The organism is Pseudomonas sp. RW407, from assembly GCF_003176655.1.
Taxonomy (GTDB): domain Bacteria; phylum Pseudomonadota; class Gammaproteobacteria; order Pseudomonadales; family Pseudomonadaceae; genus Pseudomonas; species Pseudomonas delhiensis.
On sequence record NZ_QGSL01000107.1, the window covers coordinates 552,221 to 574,262 of the forward strand.

The 22,042-nt window shown below is 67.0% G+C and carries 24 protein-coding genes, 3 tRNA genes and 1 pseudogene; 17 read left to right on the top strand and 11 right to left on the bottom strand.

What is annotated here, in order from left to right:
• Positions 1–5 precede the first annotated feature (5 nt).
• From DK254_RS26510 to DK254_RS26540, 7 genes are all read left to right on the top strand, one after another.
• Entirely contained in the window at positions 6–551 is a 546-nt protein-coding gene (locus DK254_RS26510; RefSeq protein WP_089391188.1) for a DUF6160 family protein, read from the top strand.
• Between the two features lie 58 nt (positions 552–609).
• Entirely contained in the window at positions 610–1,626 is a 1,017-nt protein-coding gene (locus DK254_RS26515; protein ID WP_256595962.1) for a DUF6160 family protein, read from the top strand.
• A gap of 106 nt (positions 1,627–1,732) precedes the next feature.
• Positions 1,733–2,542 (top strand): energy transducer TonB, encoded by an 810-nt coding sequence (locus DK254_RS26520; RefSeq protein ID WP_109936216.1) that lies wholly within the window; start codon positions 1,733–1,735, stop codon positions 2,540–2,542.
• Complete coding sequence (gene rimI, locus DK254_RS26525; protein ID WP_009617416.1) at positions 2,539–2,991, top strand: ribosomal protein S18-alanine N-acetyltransferase; 453 nt, start codon at positions 2,539–2,541, stop codon at positions 2,989–2,991. Before DK254_RS26520 ends, rimI begins: the two co-directional genes overlap by 4 nt.
• A gap of 163 nt (positions 2,992–3,154) precedes the next feature.
• A complete protein-coding gene (locus DK254_RS26530) occupies positions 3,155–4,399 on the top strand; it encodes a C69 family dipeptidase (RefSeq protein WP_109936217.1) in 1,245 nt (414 codons plus the stop codon).
• A gap of 66 nt (positions 4,400–4,465) precedes the next feature.
• The gene (can, locus tag DK254_RS26535) at positions 4,466–5,110 is read left to right on the top strand and encodes a carbonate dehydratase (RefSeq protein ID WP_089391184.1); all 645 of its coding nucleotides are present in this window, start codon (positions 4,466–4,468) and stop codon (positions 5,108–5,110) included.
• An 87-nt stretch (positions 5,111–5,197) separates the two neighbouring features.
• Positions 5,198–6,193: an isocitrate/isopropylmalate dehydrogenase family protein gene (locus tag DK254_RS26540; RefSeq protein ID WP_109936218.1), complete on the top strand. Its 996-nt coding sequence runs from the start codon at positions 5,198–5,200 to the stop codon at positions 6,191–6,193.
• A 2-nt stretch (positions 6,194–6,195) separates the two neighbouring features.
• On the opposite strand, the gene DK254_RS33930 is transcribed toward DK254_RS26540, so the two are convergent.
• Positions 6,196–6,390: a hypothetical protein gene (locus tag DK254_RS33930; protein ID WP_089391182.1), complete on the bottom strand. Its 195-nt coding sequence runs from the start codon at positions 6,388–6,390 to the stop codon at positions 6,196–6,198.
• A 603-nt stretch (positions 6,391–6,993) separates the two neighbouring features.
• On the opposite strand from DK254_RS33930, the gene DK254_RS35085 reads away from it, so the two are divergent.
• The 8 genes and pseudogenes from DK254_RS35085 to DK254_RS26580 all read left to right on the top strand — a co-directional run bounded on the left by DK254_RS35085 (position 6,994) and on the right by DK254_RS26580 (position 12,185).
• Complete coding sequence (locus DK254_RS35085) at positions 6,994–7,428, top strand: type IV pilin protein (RefSeq protein WP_109936219.1); 435 nt, start codon at positions 6,994–6,996, stop codon at positions 7,426–7,428.
• On the top strand, positions 7,425–7,895 hold the full coding sequence (locus tag DK254_RS26550) for a Tfp pilus assembly protein FimT/FimU (protein ID WP_109936220.1): 471 nt from the start codon (positions 7,425–7,427) through the stop codon (positions 7,893–7,895). The genes DK254_RS35085 and DK254_RS26550 overlap by 4 nt, the downstream gene beginning before the upstream one ends.
• Positions 7,896–7,917: 22 nt before the next feature.
• Positions 7,918–8,271: a hypothetical protein gene (locus DK254_RS26555; RefSeq protein ID WP_109936221.1), complete on the top strand. Its 354-nt coding sequence runs from the start codon at positions 7,918–7,920 to the stop codon at positions 8,269–8,271.
• The gene (locus tag DK254_RS26560) at positions 8,268–8,924 is read left to right on the top strand and encodes a PilW family protein (RefSeq protein ID WP_146219653.1); all 657 of its coding nucleotides are present in this window, start codon (positions 8,268–8,270) and stop codon (positions 8,922–8,924) included. The genes DK254_RS26555 and DK254_RS26560 overlap by 4 nt, the downstream gene beginning before the upstream one ends.
• 15 nt (positions 8,925–8,939) lie before the next feature.
• Positions 8,940–10,916, top strand: a complete 1,977-nt coding sequence (locus DK254_RS26565; protein ID WP_109936223.1) for a polymer-forming cytoskeletal protein — start codon at positions 8,940–8,942, stop codon at positions 10,914–10,916.
• Between the two features lie 53 nt (positions 10,917–10,969).
• Positions 10,970–11,119, top strand: a pseudogene (locus DK254_RS35280) (type II toxin-antitoxin system Phd/YefM family antitoxin); the annotation flags it as partial.
• Positions 11,120–11,461: 342 nt separating this feature from the next.
• A complete protein-coding gene (locus DK254_RS26575) occupies positions 11,462–11,707 on the top strand; it encodes an Arc family DNA-binding protein (protein ID WP_109936225.1) in 246 nt (81 codons plus the stop codon).
• A gap of 172 nt (positions 11,708–11,879) precedes the next feature.
• Complete coding sequence (locus tag DK254_RS26580) at positions 11,880–12,185, top strand: HigA family addiction module antitoxin (RefSeq protein ID WP_109936226.1); 306 nt, start codon at positions 11,880–11,882, stop codon at positions 12,183–12,185.
• Positions 12,186–12,308: 123 nt separating this feature from the next.
• On the opposite strand, the gene DK254_RS26585 is transcribed toward DK254_RS26580, so the two are convergent.
• From DK254_RS26585 to DK254_RS26630, 10 genes are all read right to left on the bottom strand, one after another.
• A tRNA-Met gene (locus DK254_RS26585) sits at positions 12,309–12,385 on the bottom strand.
• Between the two features lie 176 nt (positions 12,386–12,561).
• Positions 12,562–13,662: a redox-regulated ATPase YchF gene (gene ychF, locus DK254_RS26590; protein ID WP_109936227.1), complete on the bottom strand. Its 1,101-nt coding sequence runs from the start codon at positions 13,660–13,662 to the stop codon at positions 12,562–12,564.
• 25 nt (positions 13,663–13,687) lie between these two features.
• Complete coding sequence (gene pth, locus DK254_RS26595) at positions 13,688–14,272, bottom strand: aminoacyl-tRNA hydrolase (protein ID WP_109936228.1); 585 nt, start codon at positions 14,270–14,272, stop codon at positions 13,688–13,690.
• 42 nt (positions 14,273–14,314) lie between these two features.
• On the bottom strand, positions 14,315–14,923 hold the full coding sequence (locus DK254_RS26600) for a 50S ribosomal protein L25/general stress protein Ctc (protein WP_109936229.1): 609 nt from the start codon (positions 14,921–14,923) through the stop codon (positions 14,315–14,317).
• Positions 14,924–15,029: 106 nt separating this feature from the next.
• Complete coding sequence (locus tag DK254_RS26605) at positions 15,030–15,971, bottom strand: ribose-phosphate pyrophosphokinase (RefSeq protein WP_024128138.1); 942 nt, start codon at positions 15,969–15,971, stop codon at positions 15,030–15,032.
• An 84-nt stretch (positions 15,972–16,055) separates the two neighbouring features.
• Positions 16,056–16,130: transfer RNA gene (locus tag DK254_RS26610), tRNA-Gln, on the bottom strand.
• 58 nt (positions 16,131–16,188) lie between these two features.
• Positions 16,189–16,263, bottom strand: a tRNA-Gln gene (locus DK254_RS26615).
• Positions 16,264–16,295: 32 nt separating this feature from the next.
• Positions 16,296–17,144, bottom strand: a complete 849-nt coding sequence (gene ispE, locus DK254_RS26620; RefSeq protein ID WP_109936230.1) for a 4-(cytidine 5'-diphospho)-2-C-methyl-D-erythritol kinase — start codon at positions 17,142–17,144, stop codon at positions 16,296–16,298.
• A gap of 1 nt (position 17,145) precedes the next feature.
• On the bottom strand, positions 17,146–17,769 hold the full coding sequence (gene lolB / locus DK254_RS26625; protein WP_109936231.1) for a lipoprotein insertase outer membrane protein LolB: 624 nt from the start codon (positions 17,767–17,769) through the stop codon (positions 17,146–17,148).
• Between the two features lie 8 nt (positions 17,770–17,777).
• Positions 17,778–19,499, bottom strand: coding sequence for a tetratricopeptide repeat protein (locus DK254_RS26630; protein WP_109936232.1), 1,722 nt, complete (start codon positions 19,497–19,499; stop codon positions 17,778–17,780).
• A 190-nt stretch (positions 19,500–19,689) separates the two neighbouring features.
• Between DK254_RS26630 and hemA the strand changes: the two genes are divergently transcribed.
• Positions 19,690–20,958 carry a glutamyl-tRNA reductase gene (gene hemA, locus DK254_RS26635; RefSeq protein WP_109936233.1) on the top strand — a complete coding sequence of 423 codons (1,269 nt, stop codon included), beginning with the start codon at positions 19,690–19,692 and terminating at the stop codon, positions 20,956–20,958.
• Entirely contained in the window at positions 20,955–22,037 is a 1,083-nt protein-coding gene (gene prfA, locus DK254_RS26640; protein WP_109936234.1) for a peptide chain release factor 1, read from the top strand. The genes hemA and prfA overlap by 4 nt, the downstream gene beginning before the upstream one ends.
• The last annotated feature ends 5 nt before the right edge of the window (positions 22,038–22,042 follow it).

Consider the following 22,042-nt stretch of genomic DNA (forward strand, 5'->3'; position numbering starts at 1 on the left):
GCACGATGAACCTTCCACCGCTGCTGCCGACCAGGCGCCTGTCACGGGCCGGCGCCGTCGCGCTGCTGGCGCTGCTGGCCGGCACCGCCGCGCAGGCCGAGCTGCGCACCCTGCCGGACGACGATCTCGGCCGGGTGGTCGGCCAGGACGGCCTGAGCCTGGGCGTCACGGTCAACGTCCAGAAGACCCCCAGCATCACCCGCTGCCCGGGTGGCTGCGGCGCGCGCGTGGCGATCCAGCCGGCGGGCAGCGGCAACAACTTCCTGGTGCTGGACAACATCAGCGGGACCTTCAGCTTCGACGAGGTCACGGTCGACATCCTGTCCATCAACAGTGGCTTCGGTGGCGACGGTGCCGCCTTCAACCGCCAGGTCCTGCGGGTGGGCCTGAAGGACGTCAACTTCAACGGCGTCAGCATGACCCTGGCCGGCGCCAACAAGGCCCGCAGCACCGATGCGGGCCTGGTGCAGACCGACCTGCTCAGCGCCCGTGTCGACGGCGTGCTGCACGTGCAGGGCAACCTCAACCTGTTCCAGGTCCCGGCACGATGAGGGGAGCTCGCATGGCCGGGACCAAGCTCCAGGGGGAAAACCAATGAGGCTCTTTTCCATGCGGCGCTCCATGCGGCGCCTGCTGCTGACCGGCCTGCTGCTGTGCCTGGCCGGCGGCGCTAATGCCGAGCTGCGGGCGCTGAGCGACAGCCAGCTGTCCGACGTCACCGGCCAGGCCTTCATCAACCTGGCCACCGACGCCGCCGCGGGGATCAACTACACCCGGCTGAACATCGGCGCCACGGTGGAGACGCAGCTGAACATGAACAAGCTGCAGCTCGGCCTCTACGACCGCGCCGGCGAAGCCGCCAACAGCGCGGACATTTCCATCAACAACTTCGCCCTGGGCACGGTGAACAACCAGACCGGGCAGATCAACCCCTTCACCATCGTCGATCCGTACGTCGAGTTCGCCTACGACGGCAACAAGATGGTCGGCGTGCGCATCGGCTTCAACCAGGCCAAGGGCGTGCTTTCCGGCGACATCCAGTCGCTGACCGGGAACATTCCGGTGCATATCAAGGGCACTGCCGACGCCATCTACAACAAGGCCACGGTAGGGCAACAGCTGTTGCTCGGCCTGGCGGGCATCTACCGCAGCAGCACGGTGGAGGCGGATGCCGGCCTGGTCACCTCCGGCGGCGCCAGCGACCCGGTGCGCGGCACCTACGCCGGCATGACCAACGGCTCGCAACTGGACTGCACCAACGGCTGCGTGCCGCTGTGGACGGACATCGTCACCGGCCTGTTCACCTCCAACAGCTGCGCCATCCTCGGCATCACCACCTGCTTCAAGCTCAGCCAGTTCCAGTCGCTGCCGGTGGGCGACCTGAGCCAGGCCGGCATGGCCGGCGCCGCCAAGGGCTTCTTCATCTCCCTGCAGAGCCAGGACGTGCAGTGGCGCGACATGGACACCGGGCAGATGATCACCGCGCTCAAGGGCGCCTTCATGAACATGCCCAAGTACCGCGACGCCAACGGCAACCTGGTCTCGCCGATCAACATCGACTTCAACCAGGCCTTCAACGGCATCCCCCGCCAGGACACCTGCGTCGGCATGAACAAGGGCTGCTGAGCGGCCCATCCGCCGGCCGGCCTTTCCGTCGGGCGCGTTTCACGCGACAATTCCGCTCCGTTGCGTTTAGCCCTGCGCCCGCAGGATGCCCACAGGTACAGGACTCTTGATCGAAGAAGCCCGCCGCCGCGCCTATCTTGGCGCCATGCAGGTCGCCTCCTGGCTGCCGCGCGTGGTGCTGCCCTTCGCCGCGCCTTCGCGCCCGCAGCTGCTGGAAGCGCCGGAGCCCGTCCAGGCCCCGGCGCCGAGCGTTGCGCCCGAAGTCGCCAGCACGCCGGCCGCCGCGCCGGAGAAGCCGGCGCCCACCCCCGAGGCCCGGCCGTCGATCCCGGTGGTGGTGCCGCGCCCCGCCGCCCAGGCCCGCACGCCGGTGGCCGCCGAGGCGCCTGCCGAAGCCGAGGCGCCTGCGCCACGCGCGCCGGTCGAGCCGCCGCCGCGCTTCAGCCTGCAGTTGCTGCGCGCCGGCGCCTGTGCGCTGCTGGTCGAACTGCCCACCGGCGAGCCCCTGGCCAGCCGCGACCCGGCCTACCTGCTGCTCAAGGACCTGCTGCGCGCCGCCGGCCTGCCGGACAGCCCGCAACTGCTCGGCGAGCCGGTGCGCTGGCCGCTGCTCTCCGGCGGCAACATGGACCAGGGTCCGCAGGCGGCCCGCGAATTCGTCCAGGGCTTCGTCGCCGCGCGCCTGGAAGACAGCGGCCCGTGCCGCTGCCTGTGGCTGGTCGGCCGGCCCGCCGTGCGCTTCGCCGGCGAGGCGGACGACGAGGCGTTGCTGCGCGAGCTGCAGATCGAGGAACTCGGCGTGGCCTGGGCCATCCCGGGCCTGGAGCGGCTGAGCGACGAACCCGCCCTCAAGGGCGAGCTGTGGCGCGCCATGCGCCGGGTGCGCCAGCGCTGGATGGACCAGAACGCAGAATGACCGACGCGATTTCCTTCCGCCCGATGACCGAGGCGGACCTCGATGCCGTGCTCAAGATCGAGTACGCCGCCTTCAGCCACCCCTGGACCCGCGGCATCTTCACCGACGGCCTGAAGAGCTACGACTGCTGGCTGATGTTCGAAGGCACCCAGCAGGTCGGCCACGGCGTCATCCAGATCATCCTCGACGAGGCGCACCTGCTGAACATCACGGTCAAGCCGGAGAGCCAGGGCCGCGGCCTCGGCCTGCGCCTGCTCGAGCACCTGATGGCGCGGGCCGGCGAGCTGGGCGCGCGGGAGTGCTTCCTGGAGGTGCGCGAGACCAACCAGAGCGCCTACCGCCTGTACGAACGCTTCGGCTTCAACGAGATCGGCCGCCGGCGCGGCTACTACCCGGCGGTGGGCGGGCGCGAGGACGCCCTGGTGATGGCCTGCACGCTGCTCGACTGACCGGCATCCCGGCCATATCCGGCCGCCGCGCACAGGCGTAGGCTGGGCGATCAATAACAAGAACAAGGTCGCGACATGAAGCCAACCGCTGCAGCGGCGGCGCCTGCCCGTCGTCATCCGCTTCCCGCCTCACATGCCGCCGGCGCGCGGCAGGGGGGTGTCCATGTGTGACACCCTCGTCCTGCGCGCCGACGGCTGCACCTGGTTCGCCAAGAACAGCGACCGCGAGCCCTCCGAGCCGCAGCGCCTGCTGCGCCTGCCGGCGGTGCACGGCGATACGGCCAGGCAACTGCGCACCACCTACCTGGAAATCCCCCAGGTGCCTGACCGCCAGGCCGTCATCCTCAGCCAGCCCAGTTGGCTGTGGGGGGCGGAAATGGGCGTCAACGAACATGGCGTGGCCATCGGCAACGAAGCGGTCTTCACCCGCCTGGTGGACCAGGGCGGCGAGGCGCTGCTGGGCATGGACCTGGTACGCCTGGGCCTGGAGCGCGGCGCCAGCGCGCGCGAGGCCCTGGAGGTGATCACCGGCCTGCTGGAGCGCCACGGCCAGGGCGGGCCGGCGGGCTTTCGCAACAAGCGCCTGCGCTACGACAACAGCTTCGTCATCGCCGACGCCGGCGAGGCCTGGGTGCTGGAGACCGCCGGCCGCCTGTGGGCCGCCCGGCGGGTGCAGCGCTGGGCCATCTCCAACGCCCTGAGCATCGGCCACGAGTACGACCTGTGCAGCCACGACCTGCCGGCCCACGCGCGCCGCCTGGGTTGCTGGAACGGCCGCGGCGACTTCCACTTCGCCCGCGCCTTCGATGGCCGCCTGCTGCCCTGGGTGGCCGGGGCGCACCAGCGCCGGCGGCTGAACCAGGAGTTCCTCGCCAGTTGCCCGCGCGAGCCCGGCTGGGAAGCCCTGGTGGTAGCCCTGCGCAACCATGGCCGGCGCGACCACAACTTCACCCGCCACGACAACCGCCAGGTGTGCATGCACGCCGGCAGCTTCTGGCGCCCCTCGCAGACCACCGCCAGCCTCATCGCCCGCCTGGGCCCGGACGGTCCGCGCCTGGCCGCCACCGGCACCTCGGCGCCGTGCCTGTCGCTGTTCCAGCCACTGGGCTTCGAGGCGGCCGCCGGCGCCAGCCTGCTCAGCAAGGCCGACGATCCGCTGGAGCAGGCGCTGTGGTGCCGCTTCGAGGCGGTGCATCGGCGCGCCCTGGTGGACCCCGAGTTCGCCGCGGCCCTGCGCGCCGGGCACGCCTGGCTCGAGGCCGAGCAGCTCGCTGCGCTGGACCGCCGCAACCCCGACTGGGCGCGCCTGGCCGCCGAGGCGGAGGCCTGGCACGCTGCCTGGCAGCAGCTGGCCGGGCAACTGGAGCCGCGCCTGCCGCGCTGGTGGCGGCAGCACGCCACGCCCTGAGCGGTAGCGCTTGTCAAAGGCCGCCGGCGTTACGTAAGGTGCGCCAGCCGAAGAGGAGGAGCCACCATGAGCGACCTGGAACAGCTGTTCGAGAACAATGCCCGCTGGGCCGAGGCGATCAACCGCGAAGACCCGGATTTCTTCGCCAAACTGGCACGCCAGCAGGCCCCCGAGTACCTGTGGATCGGTTGCTCCGATGCCCGGGTGCCGGCCAACGAGATCGTCGGCATGCTGCCCGGCGACCTGTTCGTCCACCGCAACGTCGCCAACGTGGTGCTGCACACCGACCTCAACTGCCTGTCGGTGATCCAGTACGCGGTGGACGTGCTCAAGGTGAAGCACATCCTGGTCACCGGCCACTACGGCTGCGGCGGCGTGCGCGCCTCGCTGCAGGACCAGCAGTTCGGCCTGATCGACGGCTGGTTGCGGACCATCCGCGACCTCGCCTACGAGTACCGCGAGCACCTGGCGCAGTTCGCCACCGAGGAAGAGCGCGTCGACCGCCTGTGCGAGCTGAACGTCATCCAGCAGGTGGCCAACGTCAGCCACACCAACATCGTGCAGAACGCCTGGCACCGCGGCCAGCCGCTGTCGGTGCACGGCTGCATCTACGGCATCAAGGACGGCCGCTGGAAGAACCTCAACGTCACCGTCAGTGGCCTGGACCAGCTGCCGCCGCAGTACCGCCTGCGCCCCATCGGCCAGCTCTGAGCCGTCCCTGCCGGTCGTCCGGCCTGCCTCGCCGGGCGGGCCGGCTGGCCCGAAGATAGTGGGTAGGTTGTCCACGACGAGACGAGCATGCGTGAACTCTGCGTGATCCCCGGCGACGGCATCGGCCGCGAGGTGCTGCCGGCGGCCGTGGCCGTGCTGCAGAAGCTGCTGCCCGGGCTGCGCCTGCGCGAGGCCGAGGCGGGCTGGGACTGCTTCCAGCGCCATGGCACCTCGGTGCCGGAAGCCACCCTGGAGGCCCTGCGGGCATGCGGGGCCGGGCTGTTCGGCGCGGTGTCCTCGCCCAGCCACAAGGTGGAAGGCTACCGCAGCGCCATCCTGCGCCTGCGCCAGGAACTGGGCCTGTACCTCAACCTGCGCCCGGTGCGCACCTGGCCGGTGGTGTCGCCCCGCGCCGGCGTCGACCTGCTGGTCCTGCGCGAGAACAGCGAAGGCCTGTACAGCGGCCGCGAGCACTGGGAAGCCGACGGCGTGGCCGTCGCCGAACGGGTGATCAGCCGCGCCGCCTGCACCCGCCTGGCCCAGGCCGCCTCGCGCATCGCCCGGCAGCGCCAGGCGCGGCGCATCACCCTGGTGCACAAGGCCAACGTGTTGCCGCTGACCTGCGGCCTGTTCCGCGACACCTGCCGCGACCTGCTGGTGACCGAAGGCTGGGGCGACGTGCTCGACGAGCGCCTGGTGGACGTGGCCGCCCTGCAACTGGTGGAGCGCCCGGAAGCCTTCGACCTGATCGTCACCAGCAACCTGTTCGGCGACATCCTCTCCGACCTCGCCAGCCACTGGGGTGGCGGCCTGGCCCTGGCGCCCTCGCTGAACATGGGCGACCAACTGGTCCTGGCCGAACCCGTGCACGGCAGCGCCCCCGACATCGCCGGCAGCGGCCGCGCCAACCCGCTGGCAGCCATCCTTAGCGCCGCCATGCTGCTGCGCTTCCACTGGCACGACGAAGCCGGCGCCGCGCGCATCGAGCGCGCGGTGGAAGGCTTCCTGCGCGACGAAGGCCATCTCGACCATGGCCTGGAAACCACCCGCGTGGTGGGCGAGGGCGTGCTGCAGCGGCTCTAGGGCTACCCCTGCTCGGGATGGGCGGCCAGCCAGGTCGCGCTGCCGCTGCCCACGGCCAGCAGCGGCAGCACCGCGAGCATCGCGCGCAGGCCACCGCCCATGGGCAGCGCCTGGACGAACAAGGTCCATTCCCGGGCCGCCAGCCCCAGGAACAGGGAAAGACAAACCACAACCAGTGTGCGGACGAGGTAACGCATGGCGACGTCCTGAACGAGCGGGAAAAAGAGACCATTGCCCGCTCGGAGCGGGGGCGGGCAATGGCCATGCGGGAGTGCAGGAAATGGAAGAACCTGCCGGGACAAAGGTAGCGTCCGGGGTTGCCGTTAGCTAGCTAACGAGCGTGCGAAGGAGTTTTTCCCTGGGTGAAACAATCGTTACTTTTCAGGAAGTCTTATTCTCGAAAGTTTGTAGGAAATATATGGGGAAGTTGATAAGCGTGATTTCTGCCTGGTGAGTTCGGTGCGATATCCAAGTCGCCCGGTAATTTACGGTTTTTAGATTGTACTTTTCATCCGGCTGATGCTTTTTCGAGATCCCATGGATATACGCCGCGTCGATTCGGGGCGCCCGTATTACGGAAGATTCCTAAGAAATATAACGTTTTGAGAAGCAAGCTGGACTTTTTGATTGACGGGGTTTGCAGAGCGAGTGCGGACTTATTCCGTTCGGCCGCTTAAATGTGAGTCCTTCCGTTGTTTTGCTTTCTCCCGGTGGCTTTTCCCCGCTCCGTGACTTTAAGTGGAAAAAGACGCGCAATGCCGCGCGGAACCGTTTCCCACTCCTCCAGAGCAAGTCCAGACATGCGTCATCGTCCACTCGATTGTCGACAGCGCGGTTTTTCGCTGATCGAGCTGCTCGTCGCCGTTGCGGTCGTCGGCATCCTCTCCGCCATCGCATTCCCGGCGTACGACCACTACATCAACAAGTCGCGGATCCGCTCCGCGCAGGTGGACCTCGTCGCCCTGAGCATGGTCATCGAGGCCGGCTACCAGCGCGCGATGGCCTTTCCCGAGGGCGAGTTCAAGGGCACCTCCGCGGTCATGCGGCAGTTCGACGGCTGGCGCCCGTCCGAGCGGGCCTTCAGCTATTCGGTGAGCTCGCTGCCTGGTGGCTACCGGGCCAAGGCCAGGGGCGCCGGGCTCAGCGGCTCGGCGAGGGACTGCAACATGAGCATCGACGAAAAGGGCGTGCGCCGGGGCGATTGCCCCCATGGCGGCGGCAGGGACTGGAAATGAACCCGAAGCACGCCGGCTTCACGCTGATCGAGATGATGGTGGTGGTGGCGCTGATCGGGCTGCTGGCGATGCTCGCGTCCCCCTTCACCACGGCCTGGGTCGAGCACGCCAGGCTGAACACCGCCGAAGGCATCTGGCGCGAGGCCTATGGCCGGGCCAAGGCCGCCGCGCTGCGCAACCCGCACGGCATCGGCGGGGACCGGGCGGCCAGCTTCGTCTGCCTGGGCAAGGGCCAGCTGACCGTGCGCTCGGCAAGGGACGCCGACACCCCCGCCAGTTGTACCTCGCCAGTGCTCTGGCAGGCCCGCCTGCCCGAGAAGCTGACCACGCGCCCCAAGGCCGGGAGCCACGCCCTGGTCTGCATGTCCTTCAACAACCGCGGGAGCTCCAGCATGGATGCCACCTGCGCCGGCAACGAGCTCGAACTTGTCTATGGACGCTCCAGTATTTCCGTCTCCCTCCACTGAGGCCCGCGGCCAGCAGGGCTACGTGCTGCTGGATGCCCTGATCGGCGTGGTGCTGATGTCGATCCTCTGCCTGGGGCTGGCGCTGGGCATGGCCATGACCCTGGCCAACCAGCGCAACGGCAACCTGCAGGCCCTGGCGGTGGCGCAGATGCGCGACCTGCTGCAGCGCAATGGCCAGGAAGGCGTCGACCTGTGCGCCCGCGAAGGGGCCGTCATCCAGTTGCCCGGCTCCGCCCGGCCGATCCCGGTGACGGTCACGGGCTGCGCCGCCACCACCGTGCAGGTGGCCGGCACCACCCTCGGGAAGATCAGCCCGCCGCTGCTGCTCAAGGTCTCCCTGGATGGCGACGAAATCGCCGTGGGAGGCGGGGCATGAGCGGCCGGCAAGGGGGCATGAGCCTGGTCGGCCTGATGGTGGGCCTGCTGATCTCGGTGCTGGTGATGCTGGTGCTGATGACCAGCCTGAGGACCTTCTCGTCCATCGGCACCCAGGCCAGGCGCGAGGCCAACCAGGACGGCGAGCTGGCCACGGCCCTGGCCTCGCTGCAGATGGACATCCAGGGGGCGGGCTACGGCATGGCGGCAGGCGCGGGCGAGGCCCTGGCCGTGGCCCGGCTCGCCCTGGACGGCCAGGCGGAGCCCCGGGAGGCGTTGCTCTGGCGCTTCCGGGACGGCGCGCGGCCCACCTGCGGCGGCCTCGTCGAGCGGGCGGGGCGCGATGCGGAAAACGGCCAGCCCCTGCGCATCCTCTCGCGCCTGCGGGCGCCCGACTGCTCGCTGGGTACCGGCCTGGCGAGCCTCGCCTGGGCGCCGGCCGAGGACCTGCTGCTGTTCCGCAACCGCAACGAAAGCCAGTTGCGCATCGAACTGGCGGAGGAGGTGTGCTCGCCGTTCGGCGCGATAGGCGAGGCCCGGAGGCACCCCACGGTCACCCTCTCCGCGCCCAGCTCGACGCAGCAGGCCGGGGCCGACGTGCCTCCGGTCAGCTATCGCATCTGCCTCCTCAACCTTCCTGCATCCGACGCCTGACGGGGATCGTCCACCATGAATGCACCTTCTCGCCAACGCGGCGCGGCAACCATCCTCACCGTCCTGGTCAGCGCCCTGGCGCTGGGTGTCATCGCCCTGTCGCTGATCTTCAGTGTGCGCGGCAACCAAGACCGGCAAGTGGCGGCACAGGCCGCCAGCCAGTCCCAGGCCGGCGTCTGGACCGGCGTGGAGGTCTTCCGCCGGTACTTCCTGAAGCTGGCGGAGGAGGATTCGCAATTTCCCGAGGACGAATCCCGGCTGGCCCGACTGGCCGTGGGCGACGAGCGGGAGGCCAGCCTGGGAAGCAATGCGCTGACGCTGAAGATCATCGACGTCGAGCCGCCCGGGGAGGCGGAGGAGGACAGGGCGTACAGCATCACCGCCGACCTGCGCAACCGGCATGCGGTGGCGCAGGCGGCGACGCTGCTGCGGGTCGTCTACCAGGTGACGCCCGGCAGCGCCCCCAGCCCGGAGCACGACGGCGTCATCGACATCCACGGCGATCTCAACGCCTCCGGCGACATCGATATCGAGGGCGAGGAAAACGCCAAGCTCAACGTCGATGGCTCGGCGACCCTCAAGGGCTCGGTCAACGGCGTGGAGGCGCTGCGCGCGACCAAGGACATCACCCTCGAAGGCAGCGCCAGCGTCGGCGAGGCCTACGCCAACGGCACCCTGACGCTGAAAGGCTCGGCCTCCGTGCTCAAGGGCTCGGCGCTGGGCGGCATCGCCATGCAGAGCGGGGCGCAGAGCGGAGAACTGAACACCAACGGCAACCTGCTCATCGACAACGGCCGCGTGGAGACCGGCAACGCCCTGGGCGAGATCCGCGCCGGCGGCTCCGGCTACGGCAGCCTGACCGCCGGCAGGACGCTCACCCTGCGCAACGGCATGGCCGAAACGGCCAATGCGGTGGGGAACATCGCCATCAACGCCTGGCTCAACGTGCGGACCATCAACAGCCGGGCGACCATCACTTGCCCGGCGGTAGGCTGGACCACGTTCGACAGCATCAGGGCGCTGGCCGTCAGCAACTGCCCGGCCATCGACAAGGTCCAGGCGCCGGCGGAAGTCAGCTTCGAACTGATGGCCAAGCTCGAACCCTACGTCATGCCGCAGAAACCGACGGTGGACGCCTACACCCTCAAGGCGGGGGCCAACTACGTCTTCGAATTCGCGGCGGGGCAACGCCGGGTGACCGTGCGCAACGTCAACGGCCTCGCCGATGGCGAGTACTTCCTGGGCAACTACTCCCACGACGGCAGGGGCTGGAGGGACTTCCTCTGCCTGCAGGTCGACACCAGCGCCAACTGCCTCGACCCGGCCCCGGCCGATCGCCGGCAGGCCCGGACGATCTGCCAGGGCCACGCGAGCGAGCAGGGCTGCCTGTCCTACGACAGCCGGAACAGGAAGTGGACCCTGGCGGGCAAGAGCCTGGCGCCCGGCGTCCTGTGGTTCGAAGGGGACCTGCACATCTCCAACGGCAACTACCACAACAGCTTCCTGTCGACCCGCTCGATCAGCACCGGCGGCCAGGTGGTCGTCTCGGCGGTCAACTACAGCGGCTTCAAGTTCATCTGCAGCATCCAGTACCCCCACATCGACTTCACGGGGCTCTACCCCAGCAACCTGTGCGACATGGCGACGGGCAAGCTGAAGAGCAACTCCATCGGCAACATAGGACTGCTGGCCGGCGGCGTGGTCGACAGCCAGTTCCAGGGCGGCGACATCAGCCTCGGCAGCCAGAGCGAAATCAACGGCAGCGTCATCGCCGGCAACCGCCTGTCCGCCACGGGCGACAGCAAGATCCGCGGCTACATCACCGCCGCCGGCTGGGGAGAGGGCAGCAGCGACTTCCTGAACGACCTCGAACTCGACCTGGCGGACCTCCCGCCGGACTACAGGCCGGATGACGTTCCGGGTATGGGGTCGTGCTTGTCCAACTGCGACGTGAAGGCCAGCGCCAGGGCGAAGTGGGTGAGGTACCTGTGAGGGGAAGACGATATCCGCATAGGGAGCAAAGACAGATGCGGCTTATGGACAGGCTCGATGACTTCAACAGCCTGGTGGAAACCTTCCACTTGCTGAGGTCCCCGGCTAACGCCGCTCACCTGGCACGCTCGCTGGCTCAGATGGAGGCAGGCAAGCCGAATCGTCGTAAAAGGACGCGTAAGGGGGATAAGGGGAGTAGATGACATCAACCGCCTGGTCATCGGCGGACGGGGAGGTGGAGGCTCCAGGTCGACGGTTCACGTCCTACGGCACACCTTCGCCAGGCATTACAGGATGCAAGGAAGGGGCACCCTAATCTTGCAGAGCATTCCGGGACGCTCCTCGAACATCATGAGCATGTCACCTGAGCACTTGGAGCCCTTCATGCCTCTATCTACGTTAATGCAGTCGATCGAGATATCCGACGTTACTGAAACGGCTGACGACGATGTCGAGTTGTGCCTGATCGTGGAGCAGCGTCGCGAAGAGCCTTCCAGGGATGTTTCGTTGGATGAGCTTTGATCCCGATCGCATTGGAGGTTCCTATGGTCAACGTCACCATCAGAAACCTGGAAGCAGACCTCGAGGCCAAACTTCGTGTGGTTGCTGCTAGCCATGGTCGTTCGATGGAGGAGGAGATTCTGGTGATCCTGGCTCAGGCGCTCTCCGGGAGTGAAAAGCGGGGAGGCTTGGGTAGTCGGATTCACGCACGCTTTGCATCCATAAGCGAGTTGGACATCGAGCCTCCTGTTAGCAAGTGCAAGGCCCGTGCGGCGGACTTCGACGAATGATCCTGCTCGATACCCGTGTTCTTTCAGTATTGGGACGGGCTGAGCTGGAATCGGCCGTTATGCATCTGGATCGATGCGCAGCCCATGTCGATCCTTGGAAGAAGTAGCCTGCCTTGCGCTTCCCATCGCTAACTCAGTCAGGCCATTAGTGGGCTACCACGAGGGGGAGATCATGAAAACCAACGGAATGCGCCCCGTCCATCCAGGGGAAGTCCTCCATGAAGAGTTCCTGCTGGAGCTGGGGATAACTCCGACGACCTTGGCACGAGCCCTCAAGGTGTCGGTTCCGACCGTCAACGACATCATTCGCGAGCGTCGAGATGTCTCCGCGGATATGGCTATCCGCTTGGCTCGCTACTTCGGCACGTCGGCTGATTTCTGGATGAACCTGCAGAGCGCGTGCGCGCTGGCCACTGCCTATGCGGCAAATGGTGAGCAAATCGTGCACGAAGTTGAGCCACTGGCCGGTCGTGGCTAGAGCTAGCTACCGAGGGAATGCAAGGGCCTCGCGAATGGCGATGCGGGCGGAAGAGGGGAGATAGGTTGTAGTCTGCCGCCCCAAAAGAAAAGGGGCTAGCTTTCGCTAACCCCTTGAAAATAATGGTGGCTACACCGGGACTTGAACCTGGGACATCAGCATTATGAATGCTGCGCTCTAACCGACTGAGCTATGTAGCCGAGTGGCGCGCATTTTCCGGATCTTTCGGGGGACTGTCAACCCCCTTTGGCTAGATATTTTTCTGTTCTTTCAAGCGTTTAGCGGGACGAGCGGTAGGGCGGGAACGAAAAAGGCCCCGCGGGGTGCGCGGGGCCTTTTCTAGGCCTGGAGTGGCGCTTTGGCGCGCCGGCAGGGCTTAGACGTTGAAGCGGAAGTGCATCACGTCGCCGTCCTTGACGATGTAGTCCTTGCCTTCCAGGCGCCATTTGCCGGCTTCTTTCGCGCCCTGTTCGCCCTTGAACTGGATGAAGTCGTCGTAGGCGACCACTTCGGCGCGGATGAAGCCTTTTTCGAAGTCGGTGTGGATCACCGCCGCGGCCTGTGGGGCGGTGGCGCCGACGCGGACAGTCCAGGCTCGGACTTCCTTCACCCCGGCGGTGAAGTAGGTCTGCAGGTGCAGCAGTTCGTAGCCGGCGCGGATCACGCGGTTCAGGCCGGGCTCTTCGAGGCCGAGGGATTCGAGGAACATGTCCTTCTCCTCGCCGTCGTCCAGTTCGGCGATCTCGGCCTCGATCTTGTTGCACACCGGCACCACCATGGCGCCTTCTTCCTCGGCTATGGCTTTCACCACGTCCAGGTGCGGGTTGTTCTCGAAGCCGTCTTCGGCGACGTTGGCGATGTACATCACCGGCTTGCTGGTCAGCAGGTGGAAGCCGCGCACCAGGCGCTTCTCTTCGTCACCGAGGTTCTTCATCAGCGAGCGCGCCGGCTTGCCTTCGCTGAAGTGCGGGATCAGCTTCTCCAGCAGGGATTTCTGCGCGATCGCGTCCTTGTCGCCGCCCTTGGCGTTGCGCGCGACCTTCTGCAGCTGCTTCTCGCAGCTTTCCAGGTCGGCGAAGATCAGTTCCAGCTCGATGATCTCGATGTCGCGCTTGGGGTCGACGCTGTTGGCCACGTGGATGACGTTGTCGTCCTCGAAGCAGCGCACCACGTGGGCGATGGCGTCGGTCTCGCGGATGTTGGCGAGGAACTTGTTGCCCAGGCCTTCACCCTTGGAGGCGCCTTCCACCAGGCCGGCGATGTCGACGAACTCCATGGTGGTGGGGAGCACCCGCTCGGGCTTGACGATCTCCGCCAGGGCGTCGAGGCGCGCGTCGGGCATCGGCACGATGCCGCTGTTCGGCTCGATGGTGCAGAAGGGGAAGTTCTCCGCCGCGATACCGGATTTGGTAAGGGCGTTGAACAGGGTGGATTTGCCGACGTTGGGCAAGCCGACGATGCCGCAGTTGAAGCCCATGCTGTGTACCTCTGGCGGAGACGGGTCAGGCCTTCGGGCTGTGCAGCTTCTGCATCGCGCGGGTCCAGTCCCCTGCGAGCATCTCCGGCAGCACGCCGAGGGCGGAATCTATGCTGGTGTCGAGCAGCTCCTGCTCGCTGCGCGGGGCGCGGCTGAGAACGAAGCCGGAGACCAGGCTGCTGTGCCCCGGATGGCCGATGCCAAGCCGCAGGCGGTGGAAGCCGTTCTGGTTGCCGAGTTGGGCGATGATGTCGCGCAACCCGTTGTGCCCGCCGTGGCCGCCGCCTTTCTTGAGCTTGGCGACGCCGGGAGGCATGTCGAGTTCGTCGTGGGCCACCAGGATGGCTTCGACCGGAATGCGGAAGAAACCGGCGAGCGCCGCCACGGCCTGGCCGCTGCGGTTCATGTAGGTGGTGGGGATGAGCAGACGAACGTCGCGGCCCTGGTGGTTGAACTTGCCGACCAGGCCGAAGTACTTCTTGTCGAAGTTCAGGCTGACGCGTTCGCGGTCGGCCAGGCGCTCGACGAAAAGGGCCCCCGCGTTATGCCGGGTCTGGTCGTATTCCGGGCCTGGGTTGCCCAGGCCAACGATCAGTTGCACGGCGGTCACGACGAGGGCCCTTTCCTTGGAGGCTGAGAGGCTGGCGAGTGATTACTCGGCAGCGCCTTCACCTTCTTCCTTGACTACGCGGGAAGCGTGGATGTTGGCCACGGCCAGGTCGTTGCCATGGGCCAGCTGAACCAGTTCCACGCCTTTCGGCGGCTTGAGGTCGGACAGGTGAACGATCTGACCGACTTCGACTTTCGCCAGGTCGACTTCGATGAATTCCGGCAGGTCTTTCGGCAGGCAGGAAACTTCGACTTCGGAGACGACGTGGGAAACTTCACCGCCGCCTTGCTTGACGCCGACTGCGGTTTCCTCGTTGAGGAAGTGCAGCGGAACGTGAGCGGTCAGCTTGTGGTCGGCGACGACGCGCAGGAAGTCGGCGTGCATGACGAAGCCTTTGGCCGGGTGGCGCTGCAGGGCCTTGATCAGCACGGTTTCCTTGGCGCCATCGACGTTCAGGGCGATGACGTGGCTGAAGGCAGCCTCGTTTTCCAGCAGCTTGGCGATTTCACGCAGTTCCAGGGTCACGGAAACCGGGGCTTTCTCGCCACCGTAGATGACCGCGGGAACCAGACCGGCATTACGACGCAGGCGGCGGCTCGCACCTTTCCCCAGGTCGGAACGCGCTTGGGCATTCAGAACAAAGTCAACCATTACACTATCTCCACAATGACAAGATCGCCCGAGCGCTTGCGACCAGCGTTCGGGCGACTCTTCAAATGCCCCGCCGCGGCGGGGCGCTTTCGTCAGGCCCTGTTCCTCAGCGGAACATGGCGCTGATCGATTCTTCGTTGCTGATCCGGCGCATGGCTTCGGCGACGACCGGCGCGATGTCCAGTTGACGGATGCGGCCACAGGCCTGGGCAGCGGCGGACAGCGGGATGGTGTTGGTCACCACCAGCTCGTCCAGTACGGAACCCTCGATGTTCTCGATGGCACGGCCCGACAGCACCGGGTGGGTGCAGTAGGCGATGACCTTGGCGGCGCCGTGCTCTTTCAGAGCCTTGGCGGCGTGGCCGAGGGTGCCGGCGGTATCGACCATGTCGTCGACCAGTACGCAGGTACGGCCTTCGACATCACCGATGATGTGCATGACTTCGGACTGGTTGGCCTTCGGACGACGCTTGTCGATGATGGCCAGGTCGACGCCCAGGGACTTGGCGACGGCGCGGGCGCGCACCACGCCACCGATGTCCGGGGAGACGATCATCAGGTTCTCGAAGCGCTGGTCCTCGATGTCGTCGACCAGTACGGGCGAGCCGTAGATGTTGTCGACGGGGATATCGAAGAAGCCCTGGATCTGGTCGGCGTGCAGGTCGACGGTGAGGACGCGGTTGACGCCCACGACGGTCAGCATGTCGGCCACGACCTTGGCGCTGATGGCCACGCGGGCGGAACGCGGACGGCGATCCTGGCGGGCATAGCCGAAGTAGGGGATGACCGCGGTGATACGAGTGGCCGAGGAGCGGCGGAAGGCATCGGCCATCACCACCAGTTCCATCAGGTTGTCGTTGGTCGGAGCGCAGGTCGGCTGGATCAGGAAGACGTCCTTGCCGCGGACGTTTTCGTTGATCTCGACACTGATTTCGCCATCGGAGAACTTGCCGACGGAAACATCACCGAGGGGAATGTGCAGTTGACGCACGACTCGGCGTGCCAGGTCGGGGTTGGCGTTCCCCGTGAAGACCATCATCTTGGACACGCGCAGTACCTGCCGGCTGAGGGTGGGCCTGATGAACCAAAAAGCTGTTCAAAGGCCGTGGCTTTTGAACAGCTTTTTTGTATATGGCAGGGGCGGCTGGATTCGAACCAACGCATGGCAGGATCAAAACCTGCTGCCTTACCGCTTGGCGACGCCCCTATGAATTTTGCTGTGCAGCGCTTCCGTTACCGTCGTACGCAACCCCCCGTGGGGTTAATGGCAGGGGCGGCTGGATTCGAACCAACGCATGGCAGGATCAAAACCTGCTGCCTTACCGCTTGGCGACGCCCCTGTATCGTACAACCGAATGCTCTGCATTCCTTCTCAGGTCAGCTCTTGAAGCTTGCGATGCAACAGAGAGGTGTTGCGACCCCGTGCGACGAAGCTTGGCAGAGTGGCCGGAAGTTGGCGGCGAACTTTATCAGCATCGCCCTGGTTTGGGAAGCTCCCAAACACACAAGCTCCGGTTCCGGTCAATCTGGCCGATGTGAATTTGTTCAACAACATCAGCGCGTTACGTACAGCTGGGTAACGTTTCTCGACGACCGTCTGACAGTCGTTTCGACCGTCCACCCCGAGAAGGCTGCGAACTTTAATGGGCGGAGTATCCCGTGTCAACTCGGGATCGGAGAAAACTTCTGCTGTGCTGACAAAGACTTGCGGCACGACGACGAGGAACCAGGGCTCCTCCAGCTCGACCGGCGTGAGCCGCTCGCCCACCCCTTCGGCGAAGGCCGCGCGGCCACGCACGAACACCGGCACGTCGGCGCCTAGGCCCAGGCCCAGGGCCGCCAGGCGGTCCTCGTCCCAGCCCAGTTGCCAGAGGTGGTTGAGGCCGACCAGGGTGGTGGCGGCGTCGGAACTGCCGCCGCCGATGCCGCCGCCCATGGGCAGGCGCTTGTCCAGCCAGATGTCGGCGCCCAGCCGACAGCCGGACTGCTCCTGCAACTGGCGCGCGGCGCGGACGATCAGGTTGCTGTCGTGGGGCACGCCGGGGATTTCGGTGTGCAGGCGGATCTGCCCGTCCTCGCGCGGGGCGAAGTGCAGTTCGTCGGCGTGGTCGAGGAACTGGAACAGCGTCTGCAACTCGTGGTAGCCGTCGGCGCGGCGGCCGAGGACGTGCAGGAACAGGTTGAGCTTGGCCGGGGCCGGCAGGGTCAGGCGCGCTTGCATGTCAGTGCGCCTGGCCGAGCAGGCGCGGTTGCCAGCTCTTGATCACCAGGGTGACGTCCAGGTTCTTGCCGTGCAGCTTCAGGCGCTCGGGCAGCCAGTAGCCGTCCTGCTGGGCGTAGCTGCTGTATTCCACGTCCCAGCCGTCCTGCTCCAGGCGCGCCAGGCGGCTGTCGCTGTCGAGGGTCAGGCGGCTCTTGCTGTCCGGCGCCGGCAGGCCGCGCACCCACCAGAGCAGGTGGGACACCGGCAGGCGCCAGCCCATCTGCTGCTCCAGCAGGGCCTCGGGGGACTCGGCTTGGTAGCGGCCTTGCCCGGCGACTTCCAGGGTCACCGCGCCCTCGCGCCCGGTCAGGCGCGCGGCGCCGCGGCCCAGCGGGCCGGACAGGCGGATGTCGTAGTAGCCCTGGCGTTGCAGCCAGAACAGGGTGCCGCTGCCGGAGTCCTTCGGGGCGCGGATGCCGACCTTGCCGTCGATCTGCCAGCCGTCGAGGGCGGCGACGCGTTCCTTGTGGGTCTTCCAGCTGTCGGCGTTGCCCTGGCCTTGCAGGGCTTCCTGGGTGGTGAAGCCGGCGCAGCCGCTGAGCAGGAGCAGGGCGGCGGCGCCAAGGACGTGAATCAGACGCATGGGAAATCTCAGGGGGTCTTGGACCCGGTCAGGCGCAGCAGGGTGTCGCGCAGCACCGGGCTGTCGGGCTGGTTCTGCAGGGCGGCGCTCCAGACTTCGCGGGCCTCGCGCTGCTTGCCGCGGGCCCAGAGCACTTCGCCCAGGTGCGCGGCCACTTCGTGGTCGGGGAATTTCTCCAGGGCCTGGCGCAGGTAGGTCTCGGCCTGGTCCAGGTTGCCCAGGCGGTAGTTGACCCAGCCCAGGCTGTCGAGGATGGCCGGGTCGTCCGGGTTCAACTGGTGGGCCTTCTGGATCAGCTCGCGGGCCTCGTCGTAGCGCGTGGTGCGGTCGGCCAGGGTGTAGCCCAGGGCGTTGAGCGCCATGGCGTTGTCCGGCTCGCGCTGGATGATCAGGCGCAGGTCCTTCTCCATCTGCACCAGGTCGTCGCGCTTCTCCGCCAGCATGGAGCGGGTGTAGAGCAGGTTGAGGTCGTCGGGGAACTGCTTGGTGCCCTGCTCGATGATCTGCCAGGCGCGGTCGGCCTGGTTGCGGTTGGACAGGCCCTCGGCCTCGATCAGGTACAGCTGGATGGCGTAGTCGGGCTGGCGCTCGCGGGCCTCGGCCAGGCGTCGCGAGGCTTCCGCGCTGCGCCCGGAGTCCATGAGTATCTCGCTCTGGCGCAGCTGCGCCGGGAGGAAGTCGTTGCCCGGGCCGACCTGGGCGTATTCCTTGAGCGCGGTTTCCGGGTCCTTCTGTTCCTCGGCGAGGCGGCCGAGGTTGAAGTGCGCGGCGTCGGTGTGGCTGTCGCGCTCGACCAGTTCCTGCAGGTAGACCTTGGCTTCGTTCCAGGCCTGGGCTTCCAGGCACACCAGGGCCAGGGAGAAGCGCAGGTCGTCGTCGTCGGGGAACTGCTGCACCAGGGCGGAGAACTCGGCCTTGGCGTCGTCCAGGCGGTTCTGCTCCACCAGCAGGCGGGCGTAGGCCAGGCGTACGCGCTTGTCGTCCGGGTGTTCCTTGATGCCGGCCTTGAGCAGCGGCAGGGCCTCGTCGCTGCGCTTCATGCTCTGCAGCAGGCGCGCGCGCAGCAGCATGGGGGCCACGTCATGGCGGCTGGCCGGCTTGCTCTCCAGCAGGCTCAGGGCCTCCTGCGGGCGGCCGTCCTGCTGCAGCAGCAAGGCCTTGCCGAACAGCAGCTGGCCGTTGTCGGGGTACTTCTTCAGCAGGCGGTCGAAGCTCTGCAGCAGGCCGGCGCGGGTGTCCGCGTCGGTTTCCGCGGCGGACAGGGCGAGGAAGTCGAAGTGGGTGTCGCCCTGGCCGTTGAGGACCTTCTCCATGTACACCATGGATTCGTCGTACTGGCCGGTGCGCGCCAGCTGAAGGGCGGCGGCGCGCTGCGCGTCGAGGTCGTCGGGGGCGGCCTTGGCCCAGATCAGCGAGGTGTCCAGGGCTTCCTGGTCGGCGCCCAGGTACTCGGCGATGCGGAAGGCGCGCTCGGCCACGCCCGGGTCCTGGGTCTGCCTGGCCTGGTCGACGTAGTTGGCCAGGGCGATGTCGAAGCGGTTGCGCTGGCCGGCGATCTCCGCCACCAGCAGGGAATACAGGGTGTCCTCGCTGAAGGAACCGTACTTGCGGCCCTTCTCCGCGCTGGCCGCACTGTCCTTGGCCGGCTTCGGCGCCGGTTCCTTGTGCAGCATGGATTGGCAGCCACCGAGCAGCAACAGGGCGGTCAGCAGCGCTAGGGATTTGTTCATAGACGAAAGAGAGGGACCTGGACGGCGGGTTGTGCCCCATCATGACATAAGCCATTCGGCAAGCCCATGGGGTGGGGGCAGCCAAAACCCAGCATAGACGCACAGATCGACTGCTTGTATTGCGGTGGTTGTCCTCTACCGGTCGACGTAGGACAATTGCGGGCTTCCTGAATTACCTCAGCGATCCCGCATGGCCTTCATTGCCCTTGGCATCAACCACAAGACAGCTTCGGTGGCCGTCCGTGAGCGCGTGGCGTTCACGCCCGGGCAGATGGTCGAGGCCCTGCAGTTGCTCTGCCGGCTGACCGCCAGCCGCGAGGCGGCGATCCTTTCCACCTGCAACCGCAGCGAACTCTACCTGGAGCTGGAGCACCCGGAGGCCGAGGACGTGCTGGCCTGGCTGGCCGACTACCACCGCCTGAGCCTGGACGAGCTGCGCAGCTGCGCTTACGTGCACGAGGACGAGGACGCGGTGCGCCACATGATGCGCGTGGCCGCCGGCCTGGACTCCATGGTGCTGGGCGAGCCGCAGATCCTCGGCCAGATGAAGTCCGCCTACGCCGTGGCCCGCGAGGCCGGCACCATAGGCCCGATGCTCGGCCGCCTGTTCCAGGCCACCTTCAGCACCGCCAAGACCGTGCGCACCGACACCGCCATCGGCGAGAACCCGGTGTCGGTGGCCTTCGCCGCGGTCAGCCTGGCGCGGCAGATCTTCAGCGACCTGCACCGCAGCCAGGCGCTGCTGATCGGCGCCGGCGAGACCATCACCCTGGTCGCCCGTCACCTGCACGAGCAGGGCGTGAAGCGCATCGTGGTGGCCAACCGCACCCTCGAGCGCGCCAGCCTGCTGGCCCAGGAGCTGGGTGCCGAGGCCATCCTGCTGGCGGACATGCCCGAGCACCTGGCGCACAGCGACATCGTCATCAGCTCCACCGCCAGCCAGTTGCCGATCCTCGGCAAGGGCGCGGTGGAGCGGGCGCTCAAGCAGCGCCGGCACAAGCCGATGTTCATGGTCGACATCGCCGTGCCGCGCGACATCGAGCCGGAAGTCGGCGAGCTGGACGACGTCTACCTCTATAGCGTCGACGACCTCCACGAAGTGGTCGCCGAGAACCTCAAGAGCCGCCAGGGCGCGGCCCAGGCCGCCGAGGAACTGGTGGGCGAGGGCGTCGTCGAGTTCATGCAGCGCCTGCGCGAGCTGGCCGCGGTGGACGTGCTGCGCGCCTACCGCCAGCAGGCCGAGCGCCTGCGCGACGAGGAACTGCAGAAGGCCCAGCGCCTGCTGGCCAACGGCGGCGACCCCGGCGACATCCTCGCCCAGCTGGCCCGCGGCCTGACCAACAAGCTGCTGCACGCCCCCAGCGTGCAGATGAAGAAACTCTCCGCCGAGGGCCGCATCGATGCGCTGGCCCTGGCGCAGGAACTGTTCGCCCTCGAGGAGGGCCTTGAGAAGCGATGAAAGCCTCCCTGCTGACCAAGCTGGACAACCTCAGCGACCGCTACGAGGAGCTCACCGCTCTGCTCGGCGACGCCGAGGTGATCAGCGACCAGACCAAGTTCCGTGCCTATTCCCGCGAGTTCGCCGAAGTCGAGCCGGTGATCCTGGCGTTCCGCGACTTCCGCAAGACCCAGGCCGACCTCGAGGGCGCCCAGGCGCTGCTCAAGGACAGTGACCCGGACCTGCGCGAGATGGCCGAGGAAGAGGTCGCCAGCGCCAAGGCCTCCCTGATCGAGCTGGAAGACCGCCTGCAACGCATGCTGCTGCCCAAGGACCCGAACGACGGGCGCAACGTGTTCCTGGAAATCCGCGCCGGCACCGGCGGCGACGAGGCGGCGATCTTCTCCGGCGACCTGTTCCGCATGTACTCGCGCTATGCCGAGCGCCAGGGCTGGCGCGTCGAGGTGCTCTCGGAGAACGAGGGCGAGCACGGCGGCTACAAGGAAGTGATCGCCCGCGTCGAGGGCGACAGCGTCTACGCCAAGCTCAAGTTCGAATCCGGCGCGCACCGCGTGCAGCGCGTGCCGGCGACCGAGTCCCAGGGCCGCATCCACACCTCCGCCTGCACCGTGGCGGTGCTGCCGGAACCCGACGAGCAGGCGGCCATCGAGATCAACCCGGCCGACCTGCGGGTGGACACCTACCGCTCCTCCGGCGCCGGCGGCCAGCACGTGAACAAGACCGACTCGGCCGTGCGCATCACCCACATCCCCTCGGGCATCGTGGTGGAGTGCCAGGAAGAGCGTTCGCAGCACAAGAACCGCGCCAAGGCCATGGCCTGGCTGGCGGCCAAGCTCAACGACCAGCAGCAGGCCGCGGCGCAGCAGGCCATCGCCAGCACCCGCAAGCTGCTGGTGGGCTCGGGCGACCGCTCCGAGCGCATTCGCACCTACAATTTCCCGCAGGGGCGGGTCACCGATCACCGCATCAACCTCACCCTGTACTCCCTGGGCGAAGTCATGGAAGGCGAAGTGGAACAGGTGATCGAGCCGCTGTTGCAGGAATACCAGGCCGACCAGTTGGCCGCCCTGGGGGATTGAGGCGC